Source organism: Rhizobium sp. 007, from assembly GCF_015353075.1.
Classification (GTDB): domain Bacteria; phylum Pseudomonadota; class Alphaproteobacteria; order Rhizobiales; family Rhizobiaceae; genus Rhizobium.
On record NZ_CP064187.1, the window covers coordinates 3,420,466 to 3,440,418 of the forward strand.

At 61.0% G+C, this 19,953-nt stretch carries 18 protein-coding genes; 10 read left to right on the plus strand and 8 right to left on the minus strand.

Annotated elements, in window-relative coordinates; translation table 11 throughout:
* Nucleotides 1-12: 12 nt before the first annotated feature.
* From ISN39_RS16745 to ISN39_RS16760, 4 genes are all read right to left on the minus strand, one after another.
* Nucleotides 13-3,159, minus strand: coding sequence for an efflux RND transporter permease subunit (locus tag ISN39_RS16745; RefSeq protein ID WP_194728258.1), 3,147 nt, complete (start codon nt 3,157-3,159; stop codon nt 13-15).
* A gap of 27 nt (nt 3,160-3,186) precedes the next feature.
* Entirely contained in the window at nt 3,187-4,323 is a 1,137-nt protein-coding gene (locus tag ISN39_RS16750; protein WP_194728259.1) for an efflux RND transporter periplasmic adaptor subunit, read from the minus strand.
* 49 nt (nt 4,324-4,372) lie between these two features.
* Nucleotides 4,373-4,978, minus strand: coding sequence for a TetR family transcriptional regulator (locus ISN39_RS16755; protein WP_074069758.1), 606 nt, complete (start codon nt 4,976-4,978; stop codon nt 4,373-4,375).
* A gap of 145 nt (nt 4,979-5,123) precedes the next feature.
* Nucleotides 5,124-5,555 (minus strand): OsmC family protein, encoded by a 432-nt coding sequence (locus ISN39_RS16760; protein WP_074069759.1) that lies wholly within the window; start codon nt 5,553-5,555, stop codon nt 5,124-5,126.
* A gap of 294 nt (nt 5,556-5,849) precedes the next feature.
* On the opposite strand from ISN39_RS16760, the gene ISN39_RS16765 reads away from it, so the two are divergent.
* Entirely contained in the window at nt 5,850-6,611 is a 762-nt protein-coding gene (locus tag ISN39_RS16765; RefSeq protein WP_194728260.1) for a FadR/GntR family transcriptional regulator, read from the plus strand.
* Here ISN39_RS16765 and tnpA read toward each other — a convergent pair.
* Entirely contained in the window at nt 6,603-7,061 is a 459-nt protein-coding gene (gene tnpA / locus ISN39_RS16770) for an IS200/IS605 family transposase (RefSeq protein WP_281438292.1), read from the minus strand. The two genes, ISN39_RS16765 and tnpA, sit on opposite strands and share 9 nt — an antisense overlap.
* A gap of 36 nt (nt 7,062-7,097) precedes the next feature.
* Here tnpA and ISN39_RS16775 point away from each other — a divergent pair, with 36 nt between their 5' ends.
* The 5 genes from ISN39_RS16775 (at nt 7,098) to ISN39_RS16795 (ending at nt 10,921) form a co-directional block, all read left to right on the plus strand.
* Nucleotides 7,098-7,256 carry a helix-turn-helix domain-containing protein gene (locus tag ISN39_RS16775; RefSeq protein ID WP_194728261.1) on the plus strand — a complete coding sequence of 53 codons (159 nt, stop codon included), beginning with the start codon at nt 7,098-7,100 and terminating at the stop codon, nt 7,254-7,256.
* The gene (locus tag ISN39_RS16780; RefSeq protein WP_194728262.1) at nt 7,253-8,344 is read left to right on the plus strand and encodes an RNA-guided endonuclease TnpB family protein; all 1,092 of its coding nucleotides are present in this window, start codon (nt 7,253-7,255) and stop codon (nt 8,342-8,344) included. The genes ISN39_RS16775 and ISN39_RS16780 overlap by 4 nt, the downstream gene beginning before the upstream one ends.
* Before the next feature lie 58 nt (nt 8,345-8,402).
* A complete protein-coding gene (dgoD, locus tag ISN39_RS16785; RefSeq protein WP_074069761.1) occupies nt 8,403-9,551 on the plus strand; it encodes a galactonate dehydratase in 1,149 nt (382 codons plus the stop codon).
* 100 nt (nt 9,552-9,651) lie between these two features.
* The gene (locus tag ISN39_RS16790; protein WP_022715982.1) at nt 9,652-10,050 is read left to right on the plus strand and encodes a DoxX family protein; all 399 of its coding nucleotides are present in this window, start codon (nt 9,652-9,654) and stop codon (nt 10,048-10,050) included.
* A gap of 91 nt (nt 10,051-10,141) precedes the next feature.
* On the plus strand, nt 10,142-10,921 hold the full coding sequence (locus ISN39_RS16795; protein WP_022715983.1) for an SDR family NAD(P)-dependent oxidoreductase: 780 nt from the start codon (nt 10,142-10,144) through the stop codon (nt 10,919-10,921).
* On the opposite strand, the gene ISN39_RS16800 is transcribed toward ISN39_RS16795, so the two are convergent.
* Entirely contained in the window at nt 10,918-12,138 is a 1,221-nt protein-coding gene (locus ISN39_RS16800) for an adenylate/guanylate cyclase domain-containing protein (RefSeq protein WP_194728263.1), read from the minus strand. The genes ISN39_RS16795 and ISN39_RS16800 overlap by 4 nt on opposite strands.
* A gap of 60 nt (nt 12,139-12,198) precedes the next feature.
* Nucleotides 12,199-13,221: a LacI family DNA-binding transcriptional regulator gene (locus ISN39_RS16805; RefSeq protein WP_194728264.1), complete on the minus strand. Its 1,023-nt coding sequence runs from the start codon at nt 13,219-13,221 to the stop codon at nt 12,199-12,201.
* A gap of 95 nt (nt 13,222-13,316) precedes the next feature.
* Between ISN39_RS16805 and ISN39_RS16810 the strand changes: the two genes are divergently transcribed.
* From ISN39_RS16810 to ISN39_RS16825, 4 genes are all read left to right on the plus strand, one after another.
* Entirely contained in the window at nt 13,317-14,504 is a 1,188-nt protein-coding gene (locus tag ISN39_RS16810) for a phytanoyl-CoA dioxygenase family protein (protein ID WP_194728265.1), read from the plus strand.
* A 196-nt stretch (nt 14,505-14,700) separates the two neighbouring features.
* Nucleotides 14,701-15,522 (plus strand): SDR family oxidoreductase, encoded by an 822-nt coding sequence (locus tag ISN39_RS16815; protein ID WP_194728266.1) that lies wholly within the window; start codon nt 14,701-14,703, stop codon nt 15,520-15,522.
* Between the two features lie 100 nt (nt 15,523-15,622).
* Nucleotides 15,623-16,534, plus strand: coding sequence for an SMP-30/gluconolactonase/LRE family protein (locus tag ISN39_RS16820; protein WP_074069766.1), 912 nt, complete (start codon nt 15,623-15,625; stop codon nt 16,532-16,534).
* A 50-nt stretch (nt 16,535-16,584) separates the two neighbouring features.
* Nucleotides 16,585-18,828: a glycoside hydrolase family 2 protein gene (locus ISN39_RS16825; protein ID WP_194728267.1), complete on the plus strand. Its 2,244-nt coding sequence runs from the start codon at nt 16,585-16,587 to the stop codon at nt 18,826-18,828.
* Between the two features lie 6 nt (nt 18,829-18,834).
* Here ISN39_RS16825 and ISN39_RS16830 read toward each other — a convergent pair whose 3' ends face one another.
* Nucleotides 18,835-19,950, minus strand: coding sequence for an ABC transporter ATP-binding protein (locus ISN39_RS16830; protein ID WP_194728268.1), 1,116 nt, complete (start codon nt 19,948-19,950; stop codon nt 18,835-18,837).
* Nucleotides 19,951-19,953 lie beyond the last annotated feature (3 nt).

Genomic DNA, 19,953 nt, shown 5'->3' on the forward strand with positions numbered 1-19,953 from the left:
CACCCGCCATTTTCACTCTGCTGCCAATGCCGGCGGATGATGGTCATCCGCCTCTTCCTGGTTGGCATTGGCATATTCGGTCTCCGTGTCCTTCGTCTTCGGCTCGCGGCCGAAGAAGAGGGCATAACCCGCTGGTAGCACGAGGATGGTCAGCACGGTCGCAACCAGAATGCCGCCCATCATCGCGTAGGCGAGCGGACCCCAGAAGACACCGCGGGAGATCGGGATAAGGGCGAGAACTGCCGTCAGCGCCGTCAGCATGATCGGCCGGAAACGGCGCACGGCCGCACCCACGATCGCCTCCTGCCGGGCCATGCCCGCCTTGATATCCTGGTCGATCTGGTCGACGAGGATGATCGAGTTGCGGATGATGATGCCAAGCAGCGCAATCACGCCGAGGATCGCGACGAAGCCGAAGGGCGCGCCGCTGATCAGCAGTGCGGCAGAGGCACCGATGATGCCGAGCGGGCCGGTCGCGAGCACCAGCATCGCCTTGCCAAAATGCTGCAGCTGCGCCATCAGCAGCAGGACGATGACGACGAGCATGATCGGCGCCTTGGCGGCGATCGAAGCCTGACTTTCAGCCGCATCTTCCGCACCGCCCTGGATTTCGATCTTGTAGCCGGCAGGCAGGCTGTCACGCAGGCCCTGCATATCGGCATACATCTTCATCGCCACGTCGTTCGGCTGGATGCCATCTGGCAGCGTCCCGCGGACGGTGATCGTCGGCAGGCGGTCACGCCGCCATTCGACGCCTTGTTCCATGACGGGGACGACCTTGGCGACCTGCGAGACCGGAACAAAACCTCCGAAGTCCGTCGGGACATAGACCGAATTGACGGCCGACAGCAGCGAACGGCTGGAATCCGGCTCCCGGGCCACGATCGAGACCGTCTCTTCGCCGTCGCGGAAGTCGTCAAGCGACGTGCCGGACACGGCGGTCTGCAGCGTCTCGCGGACGCGCTGCGAAGTGACGCCGAGGGCGCGGGCACGGTCCTGGTCGATCACCAGCTTCATGGCCGGCACCGGCTCCAGCCAATCGTCGTGGACGGCGCCGAGCTGCGGATTTTCGGCAAACTTCGCCTTCACCTGATCGGCGATATGGCGGACCTCCTGGCGATCCGGTCCCATGACGCGCATTTGCACGGGCCAGCCCGTCGGCGGACCGAGGAAGAGACGGTCGACCTTGCCGCGGATCGACGGAAAATCGTCCGCAAGGATGCTACGCAGCTTGACAATCAGCCGCTCGCGAGCAGGTTCGTCATTTGCGATGATCAGGAGCTGCGCGAAGTTTGGATTGCGAAGCTGCTGGTCGAGCGGCAAGAAGAAGCGCGGTGCGCCCTCGCCGATATAGGTGGCGATGAACTTCTTGTCCTTGTCATCCATCATCTTGGCTTCGAGCATCTTTGCCTGCGTCTCGACTTCCCTGATGCTGGTGCCTTCCGGCAGCCAGAGATCGACGAGAATTTCCGGACGCGAGGATTGCGGGAAGAAGTTCTGCGGAATGAACTGGAACGCCCAGAGACTCGTCGCAAAGGTGAAGAGCGTGGCAGCCAGCACGATGATGCGATGGCGCACAGCCCATGCGACAGTGGTACGCAGGCGGCGGTAAAAGCGCGTGTCGAAGACATCATGATGCTCGCCGGCGTGCTTGCGCTGCTTGAGGATCATGTAACCCAGCCACGGCGTGAAATAGACCGCGACGAACCACGAGACGACGAGCGCGATGCCGACCACATAGAAGAGCGAGCGCACATATTCGCCGGCCGTCGATTCTGCAAAGCCGACGGGAATGAAGCCTGCCGTGGTGATCAGCGTACCGGTCAGCATCGGAAAGGCGGTCGAGGAATAGGCGAAGCTCGCCGCCTCGATCTTCACGAGGCCCTCTTCCAGTTTTCGTTCCATCATTTCGACGACGATCATCGCATCGTCGACCAAAAGTCCAAGCGCAATAATGAGCGCGCCGAGCGAGATGCGCTGCAGGTCGATGCCGAGTTCGTACATAATGGCGAAGGTCGCAGCCAGCACAAGCGGAATCGCTATCGCGATGACAAGGCCCGATCGCCAGCCGATTGATAGGAACGAGACGATCAGCACGATGATAAGCGCTTCGCCAAGGGCATGCATGAATTCGCTGATGGCGTCGGTCACGACATCCGGCTGATTGGATATCTGGTCGACGGAAACGCCGTAGGGAAGAGATTCATCGAAGCGCTGATAGGTCGCTTCGACATCCTTGCCGACATCAGTGACCTTGAAGCCTTTGGCCATGACCACGCCGACCTGCACGCTTTCGTGCCCGTTGAAACGGTATTTGCGTTGATAGGGGTCTTCGAGCCCGGAGGTAACGGTGGCAATATCACCGAGACGCGTCACCTGGTTGCCGGAACGCAGGCGTAGTTCGCGAATATCCTCGGCCTTCTTCACATCGCCTTCGACGGAAATACGCACCGAACGCAGCCCGGTATCGACAGAGCCGGCAGGATCGACTGTGTTCTGGCCTTTGATGGCATTTTGCAGGTCGAGGATCGTAAGCCCTCGTTCGGCAAGCGCCTTGGAGGAAACGTCGATGTAGATCTTTTCCGGCTGGTCACCGATGATGACGGCCTTCTCGACGCCCCGCGTCGAAAGCAGCATGTCGCGCGCCTGGATCGCGAATTTCTTCAGTTCCGGATAGGAGTAGCCGTCGCCGCTGATCGAATGAAGTGTGATGAAGGTATCGCCGAATTCGTCATTGAAATAGGGCCCGAGCAGGCCTTCCGGCAGCTCGTTCGAAATATCGCCGACCTTCTTGCGCACCTGATAGAAGGCATCCGCCACTTCCGCGGAGTTCGTGTCGCCCTTGACCTGCAGCGTAATGATCGCGCTGCCGGCACGGGTGTAGGAGCGAACGAAATCGAGGTGCGGCGTTTCCTGCAGCTTGCGCTCGATCTTGTTGACGACCTGATCCTCCATTTCCTGGATCGAGGCGCCTGGCCACATAGCTTGCACGACCATGACACGGAAGGTGAAATCCGGATCTTCCTTCTGCCCCATGCGCATCAGTCCGAGCGCACCGGTGATGATGATCAAACCGAAGAGGAAGCGTGCAATGCTGGGATGACCGATTGCCCAGCGCGACAGATTGAAGGAGCGTTTCTCGGTGGTCGAGTTGTCCATGACAGTATTCCCTCTCCTGGACAGCAATTATTGAACGGTGCCGGCGGGCTCGGCGGAAGCCGACTGATCGCCCGGCACCGAGACCTTCAGGTTCTCGGTCATGAACTGCGTTCCGGCAGCAACAACGAGATCCCCGCTCTTCAGGCCATCGGTGACGTTGACGCCGTCGCCGGTGAAATCACCGACGTGGATTTGGCGCGCGTGCACGGTTGCCGCGCCGCGGTCGACGACCCAGACGATCTTCTTCCCATCCTTCTCGGCAAGCGCGCTCAACGGCACCGCGACATAGGGATCGGAATTCGTAACATCCGCCTCGATCGTCGCCGTCATACCGAGCAGAACACGCTGATCATTTGGCAGGCTGACGCGGACGGAAAAGGTCCGGGACTGCTGATCGGCGCTGCCTGAAACTTCGCGCACCTTGCCGTCGAGCACCAGCTTGTCATCCGACCAGAAGGTTGCCTTCACCGTCTTGCCCGGCTTGAATTCGGCAATATCGTTTTCCGACACCGCGATCTGAACTTCCTTCTCGCCATCGATGGCAACGGCGACGACAGGCGCACCGGAGGCGATGACCTGACCCGTATCCGCACTGACTGCGGTCACGATGCCGTTCTGATCGGCCTTCAGATCCGTGTAACTTACCTGGTTCTTCGCCTGATCGAGCGATGAGATCGCAGCATCGCGCGTCGAAACAGCTTGGTCATAGGAAAGCGAAGCCTGCTCGAGCTGCGATTTCGGCGTGGCATTCTTGTCGAAGAGCTGCCCGGCACGCTTGTTGGCGAGATCTGCCGTCTGCACGCCCTTCTCGGCCGCCGCCAAGTTGGCTTCAGCCGTCTTCACCGCGAGCTGATAATCCGTGGAGTCGATGCGCGCGAGCACATCCCCAGGCTTCACCCGATCGCCGATATTGACGAGCCGCTCCGTGATCTTGCCCGCAACACGGAACCCGAGATTCATCTCGATGCGTGCTTTTACAGCCCCGGAATAGTCGAGGGCGCGCGTTTCGCCGGCCATGGCAATCTCCACGACCTTGACGGGGCGGACGATTTCCTTCGTCTCTGCCTTCTCCGCCTCGCTGCAGCCGGCAAGGCCGAGGCTGATGATGCCGACAAACGCGAAGCTGAAAACGGACGGCAGATTGCGTGTCTTGAGCGAAACCATCTTCGCACTCCTGATCGTTTCGTGTGTTTCTGACGGCCTGGCCATGCTGTTATTTCAATGCCTTGATCGAATACTCGATGAGTTCGTCAACCGTCGCGCGGTTGGTCTTGGCAAGACATTGCGCCACCATCTGCGGGTGGCAGAGCGTCACAGTGGCCGCACCGAAGCAGCGTGAAGCAACATCGGCATCTTGCTCGGCGAATTCCCCGGCTGCGATCCCTTCGCGGATCACGCCGGCGATCAGTTCATGAATGCTGTCGATATGGCGTTCGATGACATGCCAGTCGCGTTCGATTGCGACGACGACCATCTCGTGCACCTTCTGTTCATCAAGCATGGTGTCGAGCGTCATCTGATACTGGCCATACACAAATCGTCGCAGGCGCTCCGAGGCGTTGATCGGCAGGTGACAGATGTCGTAGGCCTGCTTGTAACTGGCAGCCAGCATGCGGCCGCAGATCGCCTGGTGGATTTCCACTTTCGAGGCGAAGAAGCGGTAGATATTGGCCGGCGACATGCCGAGGTCACGCGCCACATCGGCAACCGTCGTTTTGCCGTAGCCATAGTGGCGGAACAGCCGCTCTGCCGCATCCAGAATGCGCGTCACATTTTCCTGGCGGGTACTGTCCAGCATGTTTTCTGCGGTGTCATTCATGCGTTTTCAGAAGCCTTACTTACGACTGACGAATTTTGAATTTCGTCAGTCGTAAAACATCAGGCATCATTTGTCAATATTCTGCCGCCGCCAAAAAAATGCCGCGGCATCGGCTCGCGGCATTTAAAATCAATCATTGCGGAAATCAGTCCAACTTGACGTCGAGTGTGATCGGCACGGCGGAAAGCGCCTTGGAAACCGGGCACCCCGCCTTCGCCTTGTTGGCGAGCTCGGTGAACGCCGCTTGGTCGGCGCCGGGAACCTTGCCGGTCAGCGACAAATGGATTGCGGTGATCGCGAAGCCACCTTCGACGCTCTCGAGCGTTACCTTTGCCGTAGTCTCCATGTCTTCGGCCGTAAGCCCCGCATCGCTGAGAATCAACGATAGCGCCATGGTGAAGCAGCCGGCATGAGCCGCGCCGATCAGTTCTTCAGGATTGGTGCCTGGAATACCTTCGAAGCGGCTCGAAAAACCATAGGGATACTCCTTCAACGCGCCGCTCTGTGTCGATATCCGTCCCTTGCCGTCCCTGAGGCCGCCGGACCATTGAGCCGAACCTGTACGATTGATCTGCATGCCGTCCTCCTGTTTCGATTGGACTCATCCGGAAAGGACTTGTGCCGCTTCCCGCCGCAGAGAGGCCAAAGCCTCCCCAAACGGCAATATAAGGCTCTATCCGCAGAAGACGACAGCTTGTCCCGAAGAAGACCTGCGGCCGCCTGACCGCGCGATAAATCATCATACCAGGAAATTGCCTTTGTATGATGATTGCAGTATAGGATTGTGCACATGCGCCGAGGAGGCGTCGCATGGCAAACCGAATTTCCAGTGGGATCCGGTTTGCTTCGCAGGCGAGAGGCGGAGAGGTCAGTGGGCTCCATCGAGCAGCAGGGTGAGGGCGAAAACCCGCGCGCCGAGCGCCGCCCGCGCGTGCGCCGAAACGTCACGGCCTCGATCGCGCAGGATATCTGTTCCGACCGTTATCCGGCAGGCCTGCCGCTGCCGCGCGAAAACGACCTCTGCGAAATCTACGGCGTCAGCCGCACCGTCGTTCGCGAATCCCTGAAAATCCTGGAATCCAAAGGCCTCGTGCGCGGCAAGCCGCGTATCGGCACGACCGTCTGCGACAAGGACGACTGGAACATCCTCGATGCCGACGTGCTCGAATGGATGGGACCGCATATCGAGGATTCCGACCTGCTCGGCTGCATCCTCGAAGCCCGGCGCACCATCGAGCCTGCGGCCGCCGAATACGCAGCCGCACGCGCAACGGCGCAGGAGATTGCCGATCTCGACAGCGCCTGGCGACAGATGCGCGATTGCGCCAACGATCCGGAAAGCTTCACCGATGCCGACATCATGTTCCATTCGGTGCTGCTAACCGCGAGCCACAACCAGGTGTTCCGGCGGCTTTCGAGCGCCATTCACGCTGCGGTGAAATATGCCCTGCACGCCTCGAATGTCGCGGTTAAAAACCGCGAGGACGCAGTTGCCGTTCACGGCGAACTGGTCGAGGCACTCAGGATGCGCGACCGTAAAAGGGCACGCGAATGCGCCAACCGGATGCTGGATCTTGCGGTGCGCGATCTTGCAGCCGTCAAGAAAGCGGCCAGCAGAACCAAATCACCGTGAACCTCGCGGGATACCCCGGCGTTCAGGCCGGGGAGGAACGCGAGAGCGGCCTTGGGCCGCTTCCCGCTGGGATTTGACATATTCGGCGATCACCGAGAGCGGTGCGCCGCCACAGCTTGCCGCAAAGGAGGACGGCGACCACAAAACGCCCTTGTGGTAGCGCCCGGTGATTTCCGGGCGGCTCTCGCGCAGACGTCGGCTGGATACGCCGTTTAGGCTGTTGACCAGCTTCGACAGGGCGATCTTCGGAGGGTCATGCACCAGCAGGTGAACATGATCGTCCTCGCCGTCGCATTCGATCAATTCGGCCTCGAAGTCGCGACACAGCTTGGCGAAGATGCGCCGCCGGTGGCGGATTGCCGGTTCTGACAGAACGTCACGGCGGTATTTCGTGACAAAGACCAAATGACCATGGAGCATGTAGACGACATGCCTGCCGGTGCGATCCACGGTTGCGCTCCCTGGAGCAATTGATAGAATCGTAACATGATCCACCGCGCTTTCCGCTACAAGCTCGCTCCGACCGCCGAACAGGAAGTCCTGTTGCGGCAGTTCGCGGGGGTTGTGCGGCTGGTCTATAATCTGGCGCTGGAGCAGCGCAGGGACTGGTGGCGGCATTACCGGCGGCAGACGGGAACCGCTTGAACGACATCGCCCAGGCGCGGGAATTGACCGCACTGCGGGCCGCGTTCGACTGGATTGCCGCCGTGCATGTGACGCCCCAGCAGCAGGCCCTGCGCGATCTGGATAAGGCGTATGCCAACTTCTTCGCCGGGCGCGCAGGATATCCCTTGCCCCGCAAGAAGGGCGTGAACGGCGCCTTCCGCTTTCAGGGGCGGGAGATCGAGGTCAAGCGCCTGAACGGCAAGTGGTCCGCCGCGCGCCTTCCCAAGATCGGCTGGGTGAAGTTCCGCGACACGCGGCGCCTGCGCGGCAAGACCATGAATGTGACGGTGAGCCTGGCGGCGAACGGCTGGCACATCGCCTTCGCCTGCGAAATCGACCATGCCGTCCCGCAAAACGATTTGCCCGCCGTGGGGATCGACCGGGGCGTGGCGAACACGCTGACGCTTTCGACCGGGGAGCATTGGTGGATGCCTGCCGGCCTTGCGGAGATCGAGCCCAGGAAGCGCCGGGCCCAGCGCGTTCTGGCGCGGCGCAAGCGCGGGTCGCGTCGCCACGCGAAGGCCCGCCGCCGCGTTGCAGCCTTGCAGGCCCGTGCTGCCCGCATCCGGCAGGATTGGCGGCACAAGGCCAGTCTTGATATCGCCCGTCGCTTCGCAACGGTCGTGCTGGAAGACCTCGCCACGCGCAACATGACGCGCAGCGCCAGGGGAACCGTGGACGCGCCCGGAACCAACGTCTGCCAGAAGGCGGGCCTGAACCGGGCGATCCTCGAACAAGGCTGGCACGGCTTTGAAACCGTGTTGGCCGACAAGCTCGAAGAACGGGGCGGATACCTGTGCAAGGTCGATCCCCGCCACACCTCGCAGACCTGTTCGGCCTGCGCAGCCGTGGACAGGGAAAGCCGCGAAAGCCAAGCGTCTTTCCGCTGTTGCCAATGCGGCTTGCGCGCCCATGCCGACCACAATGCTGCAATCAACATCCTGCGTCGGAACACGGCGTCTATGATCGTGGAGGAAGGGCAGCGGCTCTCCGTTGAAGCGATAACCATCGGCGGAGCTTCGCGCCCCCTCGGAAATCCCCCGCTTTCAAACGGGGGAAGATGTTAAGACTGAAAATGGCGGCCGAGCCCCGTAGAGCAACACGAGAAGAATGAGGCCTGAACCCATGAAGATCACGAAACTGACCACCTATATCGTTCCACCCCGCTGGCTATTTTTGAAGGTCGAGACCGATGAGGGCGTGGTCGGCTGGGGCGAGCCGGTGGTCGAGGGCCGGGCTCTGACCGTGGAAGCCTGCGTGCACGAGCTTGCCGACTACCTGATCGGCAAGGATCCATTCCTCATCGAGGACCACTGGAACGTCATGTATCGCGGCGGCTTCTACCGCGGCGGCGCCATCCACATGAGCGCGCTTTCCGGCATCGACCAGGCGCTCTGGGACATCAAGGGCAAGGCCCTTGGCCAGCCGATCCATTCGCTGCTCGGCGGCCAGGTGCGCGACCGGATCAAGGTCTACAGCTGGATCGGCGGCGACCGCCCGTCGGACGTCGCGCGCAACGCCAAGGAGGTCGTCGCGCGCGGCTTCAAGGCGATCAAGCTCAACGGCTGCGAGGAAATGCAGATCGTCGACACCAACGAGAAGGTCGAAAAGGCCGTCGAGACCATCGCCACCATCCGCGAGGCGATCGGCCCGCATATCGGCATCGGCGTCGATTTCCACGGCCGTGTCCACAAGCCGATGGCAAAGGTTCTGGCCAAGGAACTCGAGCCCTACAAGCTGATGTTCATCGAAGAGCCAGTGCTTTCCGAAAACAGGGAAGCGCTGAAGGAGATCGCCAATCATTGCTCCACGCCGATCGCGTTGGGCGAGCGGCTCTACTCGCGCTGGGATTTCAAGTCGGTGCTTTCCGACGGTTATGTCGACATCCTCCAACCGGACCTTTCGCATGCCGGCGGCATCACCGAGTGCCGCAAGATCGCGGCGATGGCGGAAGCCTATGATGTGGCGCTTGCCCCGCATTGCCCGCTCGGGCCGATCGCGCTTGCCGCATGCCTGCAGGTCGATGCGGTTTCCTACAACGCCTTCATCCAGGAACAGAGCCTCGGCATTCACTACAACCAGGGCAACGATATCCTCGACTACATCTCAAACAAGGACGTCTTCAAGTACGCCGACGGCTTTGTCAGCATTCCCCAAGGGCCGGGTCTCGGTGTCGAGGTCGATGAGGCCTATGTCATCGAGCGCGCCAAGCAGGGCCACCGCTGGCGCAATCCCATCTGGCGTCATGCCGACGGCAGCTTCGCCGAGTGGTGAGAACCAACAAGGGTCGCGTCGAGCGGCCCTTTTTGTTGCACCGTGTAGGAGGCAGCGCGCGCCATCCGTCATAGTGAAAGCTCACAGGAGGAGATTTCAAATGACCAGAGCAATCGCAGTGATCGTCGCACGCATTATCTTCAGCTTCATCTTCTTCATGGCGGCTGGCTTCAAGTTTGCCGACATGGGCGCCACGTCAACCTATATCGCCTCCGCCGGTTTTCCGATGGCCGGCTTCCTGGCATGGGTCGCGGCCTTCTTCGAGATGGCTTTGGCGCTAGCCTTGATAACAGGTGTCTTCTTTACGGAGGCAAGCCTGCTTGCCGGCACTTATGTCGTCTTCCTGGCATTCGCCTTTCATGGCCCGTCACGCTGGACGGATAACCAGGCGGAATTCGGCTTCTTTATCGACCACTTCAGCTTCCTCGCGGGACTTCTATTTGCCGCCGTGCACGGGCCGGAGAAGTGGGCGATCCGCCGCAGCCTGGTGAGGCTTTAGGGCCGCCAGCGAGATAACTTCGCCCCCGCGCCGGAACCATGCCCCCATTCGAACATTGCCCTAACGCAAAACCGAACGAGGGATTGGGAAAATGGAACTTCAGGGAAGAACTGCACTGGTCACCGGCGCGGGTTCCGGCATCGGAAAGGCGACCGCTCTGAAGCTCGCCGCAGAAGGCGCCAGGGTTGCCGTTTTGAGCCGCACCGGCCGCGAGGCGAAGCAAACCCGCGACGAAATCCGCTCCGCAGGCGGGGAGGCGATCTCGCTGACGGCCGACACCAGCGACGAGGGCCTGATGCGCGACGCAATTGCAACGCTTCTCGGCAAGTTCGGAGGCATCGACATCGTCGTTGCCAATGCCGGCATCAATGGCGTCTGGGCGCCGATCGACGACCTGAAGCCGGAGGAGTGGGACAAGACCATGGCCGTCAACCTGCGCGGTACCTACCTCACCCTCCATCTCACCGTCCCGCATATGAAATCGAACGGCGGCTCCATCATCGTCGTCTCCTCGATCAACGGCACGCGGACCTTCACGACGCCTGGCGCGACCGCCTATACCGTCACGAAGGCCGGCCAGGTGGCGATGGTGCAGCAGCTGGCACTGGAACTCGGCAAGCACGGAATCCGCGTCAATGCCGTCTGCCCGGGCGCCATCGACACCAATATCAGCGACAATACCCGAAGCCGTCACCGCGAGGAGACGGAAATCCCGGTCGTCTGGCCGGAAGGCGAAATTCCGATCAGCGGCGGCGAGGCAGGGCATAGCGCGGATGTCGCCGAAGCCATCCTCTTTCTTGCGACAGAGCGCTCGCGTCACATCACCGGCACACCGATCTGGATCGATGGCGGCCAAGGCCTGCTGCGCTAGGGTCCGCCGAGCCGCGCAGTTTCCAGCGTGTAAAGCTGCTGCGGCCGCTTGACGCCGCGTAGCGCATAACGGCCGATGCAGGCGAGGCCGCTGCGCTGAGCCTCAGGAATAGCAGCTGCAAAATCCGATGACATCAGTACGTTGAGATCGACCGACCGGCATATCGACGCGATGCGGCTGACCTCGTTGACCGCCGGACCAATGACCGTGAAGTCCAGCCGTTCCTGGCTGCCGATATTGCCGTAGAAGACATCGCCGATATGCAGGCCGAGATAAACGTCGGTCGTCGGCCTGCCATCGGCGGCGCGCTCTTGATTGAGCGTCGAAAGCCTCTTGCGCAACAGACCTTCGGCACGCAATGCCGCGCGGCACGCTTCGGATTGCTCCTCATCCTTGAAAATCGCAAGCACACCGTCGCCGATGAGCTTCAACACGTCGCCACCTGCCTCATGGATCGCGGAAATCACCACTTCGCTATATGCGTTGAGCAGCGGCAGAATTTCTTCCGGCGGCGCGCTATCCGATATCTTGGTGTAATTCAGAAGATCCGAAAACCAGAGTGCCGCCGAAATTCGCTCGGACTTGCCGCGCGTGATCTTGCCCTCCAGCACCTGCTTCGCTGCATCCTCGCCTAGATAGACCTCGGCGATCGTGCGCGCGATGCGGCCGAGCGCGATGCACTTGATTGCCAGCGCCAGGACCGGCACCAGCTTGCGCAGGATGGCAAGGTCGTGGTCGCAAAAGCCTTGCGGATGCCGGGTCGTAAAATGCGAGAAAAAGCAATCCATCTCGCCGATCGTACCAGCTTTGGCGAAGCGATGTACCATGGCGACGAAATCGGTGTGGCCCGCTTCGGCCATCTCGTCGAGCATGACGAAATCCGTCGGGTCGCCGAAGCCGATGCGGCGGCGCACCTCGCTCTCTTTGCCGGACCAGAGATAGTAGAAGGCCGAACGTTGCCAGTTATCCCGCGCACTGCCTTCGCCGGTCGGACCGTATTCGAATTCGGTCTCTATATCCTCCTGGCTGTCCCACCGGAAGGCACGACCCTCATGCACCGGGTGCAGTGTATCCATAAGCGCCATGCCGCGATCGAGCGGCAGGCCGAATTCGCGGCAGGAAATGCAAAAGCCGGTCAGCAGCTCGACTTCGGAGGCACCCTTCAGTCCCTGTTCCGTCAGCCATGCGGCCACCGTTCCGACGTCGCTATATTCCATGTCGCCGATCCTCACTGTTGAAACCTGTACCCCGATTTCGCCGGCAAGGGAAAGACAAACTCAGCCGGGTACGGGCATATTGTAAGGTGTTACGATTTCGACGGTCGATAGCGAAGGCGCCGCGGGATGGCCCGAAAGCTGGCGGCCGATGATGGCCCGGAAGGCAGAGCGGGCGTCCATGCGCAAGTCGTGATGCAGCACGAAGCCGATCTTATGCGCAGCAAGCAGAGCCCGGTTATCGGCATCGAGATCATGAGCGACGAAGATCAGGATCCGCCGCTGCATCGCCTCGAAGGCCGCCAGAACCGCCTTGTTACCGCCGCCGATCGAATAGACGGCATTGATCGCCGGATCGTCTGCGATGGCGCGTGCCGTCTGCGTACCGGTCGCCGCATCGGTTCCGTGTCCCTCGCTGATTTCTGTAATGCCGATCTGCGGATAGCGGTCCCGGATGAGGCGGCGAAAGCCGATTTCCCGCTCTTCTTCGCCACGAAAGCGGCCGCTCGACAACGTCACCAGCACCTGGCCGGGGGCGCCGGAAAAGCGCTCGCCAATCAGATAGGCAGCCGTCTCTCCCGCTGCCCGGTTGTCCGCGCCCGCGTAAGCGGCGCGCAGCGAATTCGGCAGGTCCGTCACCAATGTGACAACGGGAATGCCCGCTTCGTCCGCGCGCGCTACGGCCGCGACGATCTCGGGGACATCGGGCGCCTTCAGCACGATCCCATGCGTTCCGCGAAGCCGAATGCGGTCGAGAAGCAGGACCAGCTCGGCTGGCTTCATCACCTCGGCAAAATGGAAGCGGCAGCGGAAAACCGTCGGCAGGAATGTCGCAACCTCGGCCTCGAACGCCGCCCGCACGGCAGTGCTGAAACGGTCCGGCGTCTCCATGACGATATCGATCGCGAACTTTCGTCCCGCGGTCTCCGCGCCGGTCTGCTGCTTCTCGAGTTCAACGATGGCAGCCCTGACACGCATCTCGGTCTGGCGCCGTACGCCGCCTCGTCCATTCAAGACGCGATCGACGGTTGCGGTGCTCAACCCCGCTTGAAAGGCAATATCCTTGACGAGGAATATATGCGCCATGCCCATACTGATGGTTTTTTGATGGATTTCTGATCTATAACACGCTCATCCTCGGCGTATAGTGCCATCATCAGAGATGGAGGAGGAGCCGCCTGATGAAAACCGATAACCCACAGAAACTCCGTGCCGATCGCGTCTGGCTGACCGAGGATGCCTGCGATCTCGGCGATTTTCGTGCACTCGCCGAGAAGACCACGTTGCTCGCCGACTATCCGACGGCCGACAGGATCGACAAGAACGTGCTGATCTACGAGAGCCGCAAGGTTACCGCCGCGATCGCCGATCCGCATGGCCGCCGCGCCGTTCTCGCCGAGATATGCGAAGCTTTCGGCGAAGGTCCGGGCGTGGTCGTCTTCAAGCACGCCTATGAGGACACGAGCGTTATTGATCGGGCCAGCAGGATCTTCGATGACCTTATCGAGGGGCAGCATCGCACCTCGACCGGCGGCGGCGACCATTTCGCCAAGCCCGGCGCCAATGACCGCATCTGGAATTCGCTGGAAAAGCATTGCCTCGCTGATCCGGCAAATTTCGCTAAATATTACGGCAATGCCATTGTCGCTATCGCCAGCGAAGCCTGGCTCGGACCGTGCTACCAGATGACGGCCCAGGTCAACCGCGTAAACCCGGGCGGTGCAGCGCAATCCGCCCACCGCGACTATCACCTCGGCTTCCAGGCTTCGAAAGTAATCGAGCAGTTCCCGGCGCATGTGCACCGGCTTTCTCCAGTGCTGACGTTGCAGGGCGCGGTCGCGCATTGCGACATGCCGCTCGAAAGCGGGCCGACGCTCTTCCTGCCACACAGCCAGACCTATGTACCCGGCTACCTCGCGTTGAAACGGCAGGAGTTCAAGGACTATTTCGAGGAAAACCACGTCCAGCTGCCGCTCGAAAAGGGCGATGTGGTCTTCTTCAATCCCGCCCTTTTCCATGCCGCCGGCACCAACCGCTCGGCAAATATCAGGCGTGTCGCCAATCTTCTGCAGGTGTCGTCCGCCTTCGGCCGCGCGATGGAAACGGTAAACCGTGAACGGATGAGCGCGAAGTTGTTCCCGGCTCTAAAGGCGCTGAAGGGCAGGCTCTCCGACGCAGAAATCGCGAATGCCGTCGCCGCTTGCGCCGAGGGATACTCCTTCCCCACCAATCTTGACCGCGACCCGCCCCTCGGCGGCCTTGCCCCGAAGACGCAATCGCAGCTTATGCATGAGGCGTTGAGGCAAGGCTGGAGCGACGAGGCATTGGTGACAGCGCTGGCCGAACAGGCGGAGAGGAAGTTGAGCTAGGGAGGTTAGGCTGGAGCAAGCCGACCCTTCATCCGATCCTCCGGGCAAACCATCGCCGCCACACGTTTCTTCTGCCCACCGAGGAGAAGGTGCCGGCAGGCGGATGAGGGGCGAGCGTCCGCACTGACAGCAAACGAGCCCTCGCCCAACGGGGGGCCATTCGCATATCATCGCCACACATCAAGGGAGGAACCATATGACCACAGACCATGGCCGTCTCGACGGCAAGATCGCGATCGTCACCGGCGGCACGCAGGGGCTCGGCGCGACGATCGCCCGGCTCTTTGCGGAACGCGGCGCAAAAGGCATCGTTATCTGCGGCCGTAATGAACAGAAGGGCAAGGCGAAAGCGGAGGAGATCTCGTCGAGAACCGGCTCCAAGGTCGTCTATGTCAAAGCCAATCTCGGCAAGGTCGAGGACGCGCGCAATGTCGTCCATGTCTGCGACCAGACCTTCGGCCGCGTCGATGCGCTGGTGAACGCAGCGGCGATTACCGATCGCGGAACGATCCTCGATACAAGCCCGGAACTCTTCGACGCCATGTTCGCCGTCAATGTCCGCGCGCCATTCTTTCTGATGCAGGAAACCGTCAAGGTCATGCGTCGCGAGAAAATCGAGGGCACGATCGTCAATATTGGCTCGATGTCTGCCAAGGCCGGCCAGCCCTTTATCGCCGCCTATTGCGCATCGAAGGGTGCGCTGGAAACATTGACGAAGAACACGGCCTATGCGCTGCTTCGAAACCGTATCCGCGTCAACGGTCTCAATATCGGCTGGATGGCGTCTGAGGGCGAGGACCGCATCCAGAGAGAATATCACGACGCGTCCGACGACTGGCTGGCGAAGGCCGCGGCAAGCCAGCCCTTCGGCCGCCTCGTCGATCCGGAAGAAGTTGCCCGCGCCTGCGCCTATCTCTCGTCTGCCGAATCCGGCCTGATGACTGGCTCGGTCATCTGCTTCGACCAGTCGATATGGGGCGCATATGACGGATCACCGCATCCGGCGGCAGCCCTTTGAAAAATCGCCAGAGCCCGGCGCATTTGCCGCACCGGGCTCTGGCACGCATCGCCGTTTATGTTTACGAAGAACGCATATCGCTTTGGGGAGGAGCCAATCAGTGTCGGAAGATATCCTCTATGAGATTCGCGACGACCGCTTCCGCAGCCTGATTGCAGGAAGCGCCAGGCTGGAGGAACTTTATACCGGCTGCCGCTGGGCGGAAGGCCCTGTCTGGTTCTCTGATCTCAATTGCCTGATCTGGAGCGATATCCCGAACGAGCGCATGCTGCGCTGGGTGCCGGATGGCGGCGTCTCGGTCTTCCGTTCGCCATCGAATTACGTCAACGGCAACACCCGTGATCGTCAGGGGCGCCTGATCTCCTGCGAACACGGCGGCCGTCGCGTCACGCGTACGGAGCCCGACGGCAAGATCACGGTGCTGGCCGACAGCTATCAGGGCAAGCGTCTCAACTCGCCAAACGACGTCGTCGTCGCGTCCGACGGCTCGATCTGGTTCACGGACCCGAGCTACGGCATCAAATCGGACTACGAGGGCCACAAGTCGGAGCCGGAACAGGAGACGCGCAACGTCTACCGCATCGACGCGCAGAGCGGCGTCGTCGAAGCGGTGGTTACCGACTTCATCCAGCCGAACGGCCTTGCTTTCACTTCCGACGAAAAGCAGCTCTACATTGCCGATTCGGGCTCTGCCGATCATGACGTGCCGCGCCATATCCGCGCCTTCGACGTCATCGACGGCAAGAAGCTCGCCAATAGCCGTTATTTCTGCTCAATCGACAACGGCATACCGGATGGCTTCCGCTTCGACATCAGCGGAAATCTTTGGAGCAGCGCCGCCGATGGCGTGCATTGCTTCGCCCCGGACGGTACCTTGCTCGGCAAGATCAAGGTGCCGCAGACCGTCTCCAACGTCACCTTCGGCGGCCAGAAGAAAAACCGCCTGTTTATCACCGCAACACAGTCGCTCTATTCAATCTACACGACGACGAATGGCGCACAATATCCATAAGCGGCTTTGCCGGCCGCGCCAATCAGACATGCTTTAAAGAGGAGTCCGGGATGCGGTCCGTCGTCTCGTTCAATGAATCCTGGAGTTTCCACGAAGGCTTCGGCCAGCAGCTTCTCGACGCTTTCGACGGCACGACGAGCGTCAGCCTGCCGCACACCGCCGTCGAGCTGCCCTTCAACTATTTCGACGAGAAGATCTATCAGCGCGCGTTTACTTATCAGAAAGTCTTGCGCTGGCTGCCCGAATTCGAAGGCCGCGAAGTATCGATCGTCTTCGATGGCGCCATGGCCGATAGCGTCGTCTATCTGAACGGCGAAGAGATCATCGCTCATAAGGACGGCTACACGCCCTTCGAGGCCCGCCTCACCGGCAAGCTTGTTAAGGGCGACAACCTGATCACCGTGAAGGTTGACGGCAGCGAGAACCCCGCAATTCCGCCCTTCGGGGGCCGTATCGATTACCTCACTTATGCCGGCATCTATCGCGATGCCTGGCTTAAAGTCACCGGCGCGGTTTCGATCCGCAACCTCAAGATCGAAACCGCAAATGTACTCTCCGACGTCAAATCCGTTCGCGTCCGCTGCGATCTCGCCAACCCGCAAAATGCCGCCTTTCTTGGCACCGTTACGGCTTCGCTGAAGGACGCATCCGGCACCGTCATCGCGACCGCGAGCGGCGATACGACGGGCGAAGACGTGACGCTTTCCTTCGAAAGCCTTAGGGACATTTCGCTTTGGGACATTTCCAGCCCCGCGCGCTATGAAATCACCGTCGACCTGAAAACCAGCCACGGCTCGGATCGGCTGTCGTCGCATTTCGGCTTCCGCACCGCCGAGTTCACGCCGGATGGTTTTCTGCTCAACGGCAAGCCGCTGAAACTGCGCGGCCTGAACCGCCACCAGGCATTTCCTTATGTCGGCTACGCGGCCGGGCGCTCGGCGCAGGAGCGTGATGCCGATATCATGAAATCGGTGCTGAAGTGCAATATCGTCCGCACCTCGCACTATCCGCAGTCGAAATGGTTCTTGGACCAGTGCGACCGCATCGGTCTGCTGGTTTTCGAGGAGATCCCCGGCTGGCAGCATATCGGCGACGTGGAATGGCAGCAGGAGTCGATCCGCAACGTCCGCCGCATGATCGAACGCGACTGGAACCACCCGTCGATCGTCATATGGGGCGTGCGCATCAACGAATCGCAGGATAGCCACGACTTCTACGCCGAAACCAACCGGCTCGCTCGCGAGCTCGACCCGACCCGCAAGACCGGCGGCGTGCGCTACATCACGGAAAGCGAGTTGCTCGAAGACGTCTACACGATGAACGATTTCATCCTCGGCAACGAGGAACTGCCCGGCGCCAATCGCCCACGCACGGCGCTTCGCAGCCAGCAGGAAAACACCGGTCTTGATCGAAAGGTGCCGTACCTCATCACCGAGTTCAATGGACACATGCATCCGACCAAGATCTACGATCAGGAAGCGCGCCAGGCAGAGCATGTGCGTCGTCACCTTGAGGTGCTGAACGCCGCCTACGGCGATCCGGAAATCGCCGGCGCGATCGGCTGGTGCATGTTCGACTACAACACCCATAAGGATTTCGGCTCCGGGGACCGCATCTGCTATCACGGTGTGCTCGACATGTTCCGCGAGCCGAAATTCGCCGCCTATGCCTATTCCAGCCAGTGCGATCCGTCTGACGAGATCGTCATGAAGCCGGTGACCTTCTGGGCGCGCGGGGAGCGCAACATCGGCGGCGTTCTGCCTCTGATCATTCTTACGAACTGCGATGAGGTCGAGCTGAAATACGGCTCGATCACCAAGCGCATCGGTCCGGATCGTGAAAATTTCCCGCACCTACCCCACCCGCCCGTCGTGCTGGACCATCGGCATTTCACGGCCGATGAGCTTGGCACGTGGGGTTTTGAGTGGCTCGACGGCGAGTTTACGGGTTATATCGACAGCCAGCCCGTAGCCAGATTGCGGCTTGCTGCCGATCCGCTGCCGACGACGCTCGACGTGGTGGCCGACAGCGGATCGCTGAAAGCCCGCGAGCGCGACACGACGCGCGTCATCATTCGCGCGCTGGACCAATATGGCCAGCGACTTGCCTTTCTGCATGATAGCGTGACACTGCGCGTCGATGGTCCGGCCAAGATCGTCGGCCCCTCCACTATTCCGCTGCAGGGCGGCACAGCTGGTTTCTGGCTGGAAGCAAACGGACTCACCGGCAACATTATGGTCGAGGCAGTCTCGTCCCGCTTTGCACCTGTCACCCTGCATGTAACGGCCGTCTGACGGACGCTATGCGATCCGGAGCTGGCTCTCCGGATCGAAGAACACCGCCTTGTCGAGATTGAAGGCAAGGCGCGTGCTCTGACCAGGCTGAATACCGGCATCGGCGCGCAGCCGCGCAATGACCGACTTGCCGCCGAGCTTCGTCACGGCGAAAGTGTCCGAGCCTGCGGGCTCGACCACCTCGATCGCACAGTCGCCTTCCGCCAGCGACTTTGCCTTGCGGTCGGCGCCGTCCGGATCGGTCAGCGCTTCCGGGCGAATGCCGAAGATCACCTTCTTGCCGGCATAGGAGGCGAGGCTCTTGCTTGCGGCCGGAACCGGCAGCTTTAAGGCTTCGGCGTTCGGCCGGTCGAGTGAAACCTGCAGGCCGCCGGCGCTGTTTTCCAGCGTCGCGTTGAGGAGATTCATCGCCGGCGATCCCATGAAGTCGGCAACGAAGATATTGGACGGGCTGTTGTAGATTTCGGCGGGTGTGCCGAACTGCTGCAGCACGCCATCCTTCAGTACGGCGATCTTGGTTGCCAGCGTCATCGCCTCGATCTGGTCGTGCGTGACATAGACGATCGTCGTTTTCATACGCTGATGCAGGCGCTTGATCTCGGTGCGCATATCGACGCGCAGCTTGGCATCCAGGTTCGACAGCGGCTCGTCGAAGAGGAAGACCTGCGGATTGCGCACGAGCGCGCGGCCCATCGCAACGCGCTGGCGCTGACCGCCCGAAAGCTGGCTTGGCTTGCGGTCGAGCAGATGGCCGATCTGCAGCATGTCGGCCACTTCCTTGATCGCCTTTGCACGCGCGTCCTTCGGCACGCCGCGAATCTCCATGCCGAAGGAAATGTTTCCCGCCACCGTCATGTTCGGATAGAGCGCGTAGGACTGGAACACCATGGCAATGTCGCGCTTGGAGGGATGAAGACCGTTAATGGTTCGGCCATCGATGCGGATATCGCCCGAGGTAATCGACTCAAGGCCGGCAATGGTGTTGAGCAAAGTGGACTTGCCGCAGCCGGATGGACCGACCAGCACGAGGAAGCCGCCTTTTTCAAGCTCCAGATCGATCCCCTTGAGGATGTCGACGGCGCCGAAGCGCTTTTTAAGACCGGATATTTCAAGGAAAGCCATGGA

Bases quoted from the DNA above. Each gene is read 5' to 3' on its own strand.
- ISN39_RS16805 (WP_194728264.1), bottom strand. From the start codon at position 13,221: ATGGCGCATATATTCCTCGTCAAGGATATTGCCTTTCAAGCGGGGTTG.
- ISN39_RS16745 (WP_194728258.1), bottom strand. From the start codon at position 3,159: ATGGACAACTCGACCACCGAGAAACGCTCCTTCAATCTGTCGCGCTGG.
- ISN39_RS16810 (WP_194728265.1), top strand. From the start codon at position 13,317: ATGAAAACCGATAACCCACAGAAACTCCGTGCCGATCGCGTCTGGCTG.
- ISN39_RS16795 (WP_022715983.1), top strand. From the start codon at position 10,142: ATGGAACTTCAGGGAAGAACTGCACTGGTCACCGGCGCGGGTTCCGGC.
- ISN39_RS16825 (WP_194728267.1), top strand. From the start codon at position 16,585: ATGCGGTCCGTCGTCTCGTTCAATGAATCCTGGAGTTTCCACGAAGGC.
- ISN39_RS16755 (WP_074069758.1), bottom strand. From the start codon at position 4,978: ATGAATGACACCGCAGAAAACATGCTGGACAGTACCCGCCAGGAAAAT.
- ISN39_RS16760 (WP_074069759.1), bottom strand. From the start codon at position 5,555: ATGCAGATCAATCGTACAGGTTCGGCTCAATGGTCCGGCGGCCTCAGG.
- ISN39_RS16775 (WP_194728261.1), top strand. From the start codon at position 7,098: ATGATCCACCGCGCTTTCCGCTACAAGCTCGCTCCGACCGCCGAACAG.
- ISN39_RS16815 (WP_194728266.1), top strand. From the start codon at position 14,701: ATGACCACAGACCATGGCCGTCTCGACGGCAAGATCGCGATCGTCACC.
- dgoD (WP_074069761.1), top strand. From the start codon at position 8,403: ATGAAGATCACGAAACTGACCACCTATATCGTTCCACCCCGCTGGCTA.
- ISN39_RS16750 (WP_194728259.1), bottom strand. From the start codon at position 4,323: ATGGTTTCGCTCAAGACACGCAATCTGCCGTCCGTTTTCAGCTTCGCG.
- ISN39_RS16790 (WP_022715982.1), top strand. From the start codon at position 9,652: ATGACCAGAGCAATCGCAGTGATCGTCGCACGCATTATCTTCAGCTTC.
- ISN39_RS16830 (WP_194728268.1), bottom strand. From the start codon at position 19,950: ATGGCTTTCCTTGAAATATCCGGTCTTAAAAAGCGCTTCGGCGCCGTC.
- ISN39_RS16800 (WP_194728263.1), bottom strand. From the start codon at position 12,138: ATGGAATATAGCGACGTCGGAACGGTGGCCGCATGGCTGACGGAACAG.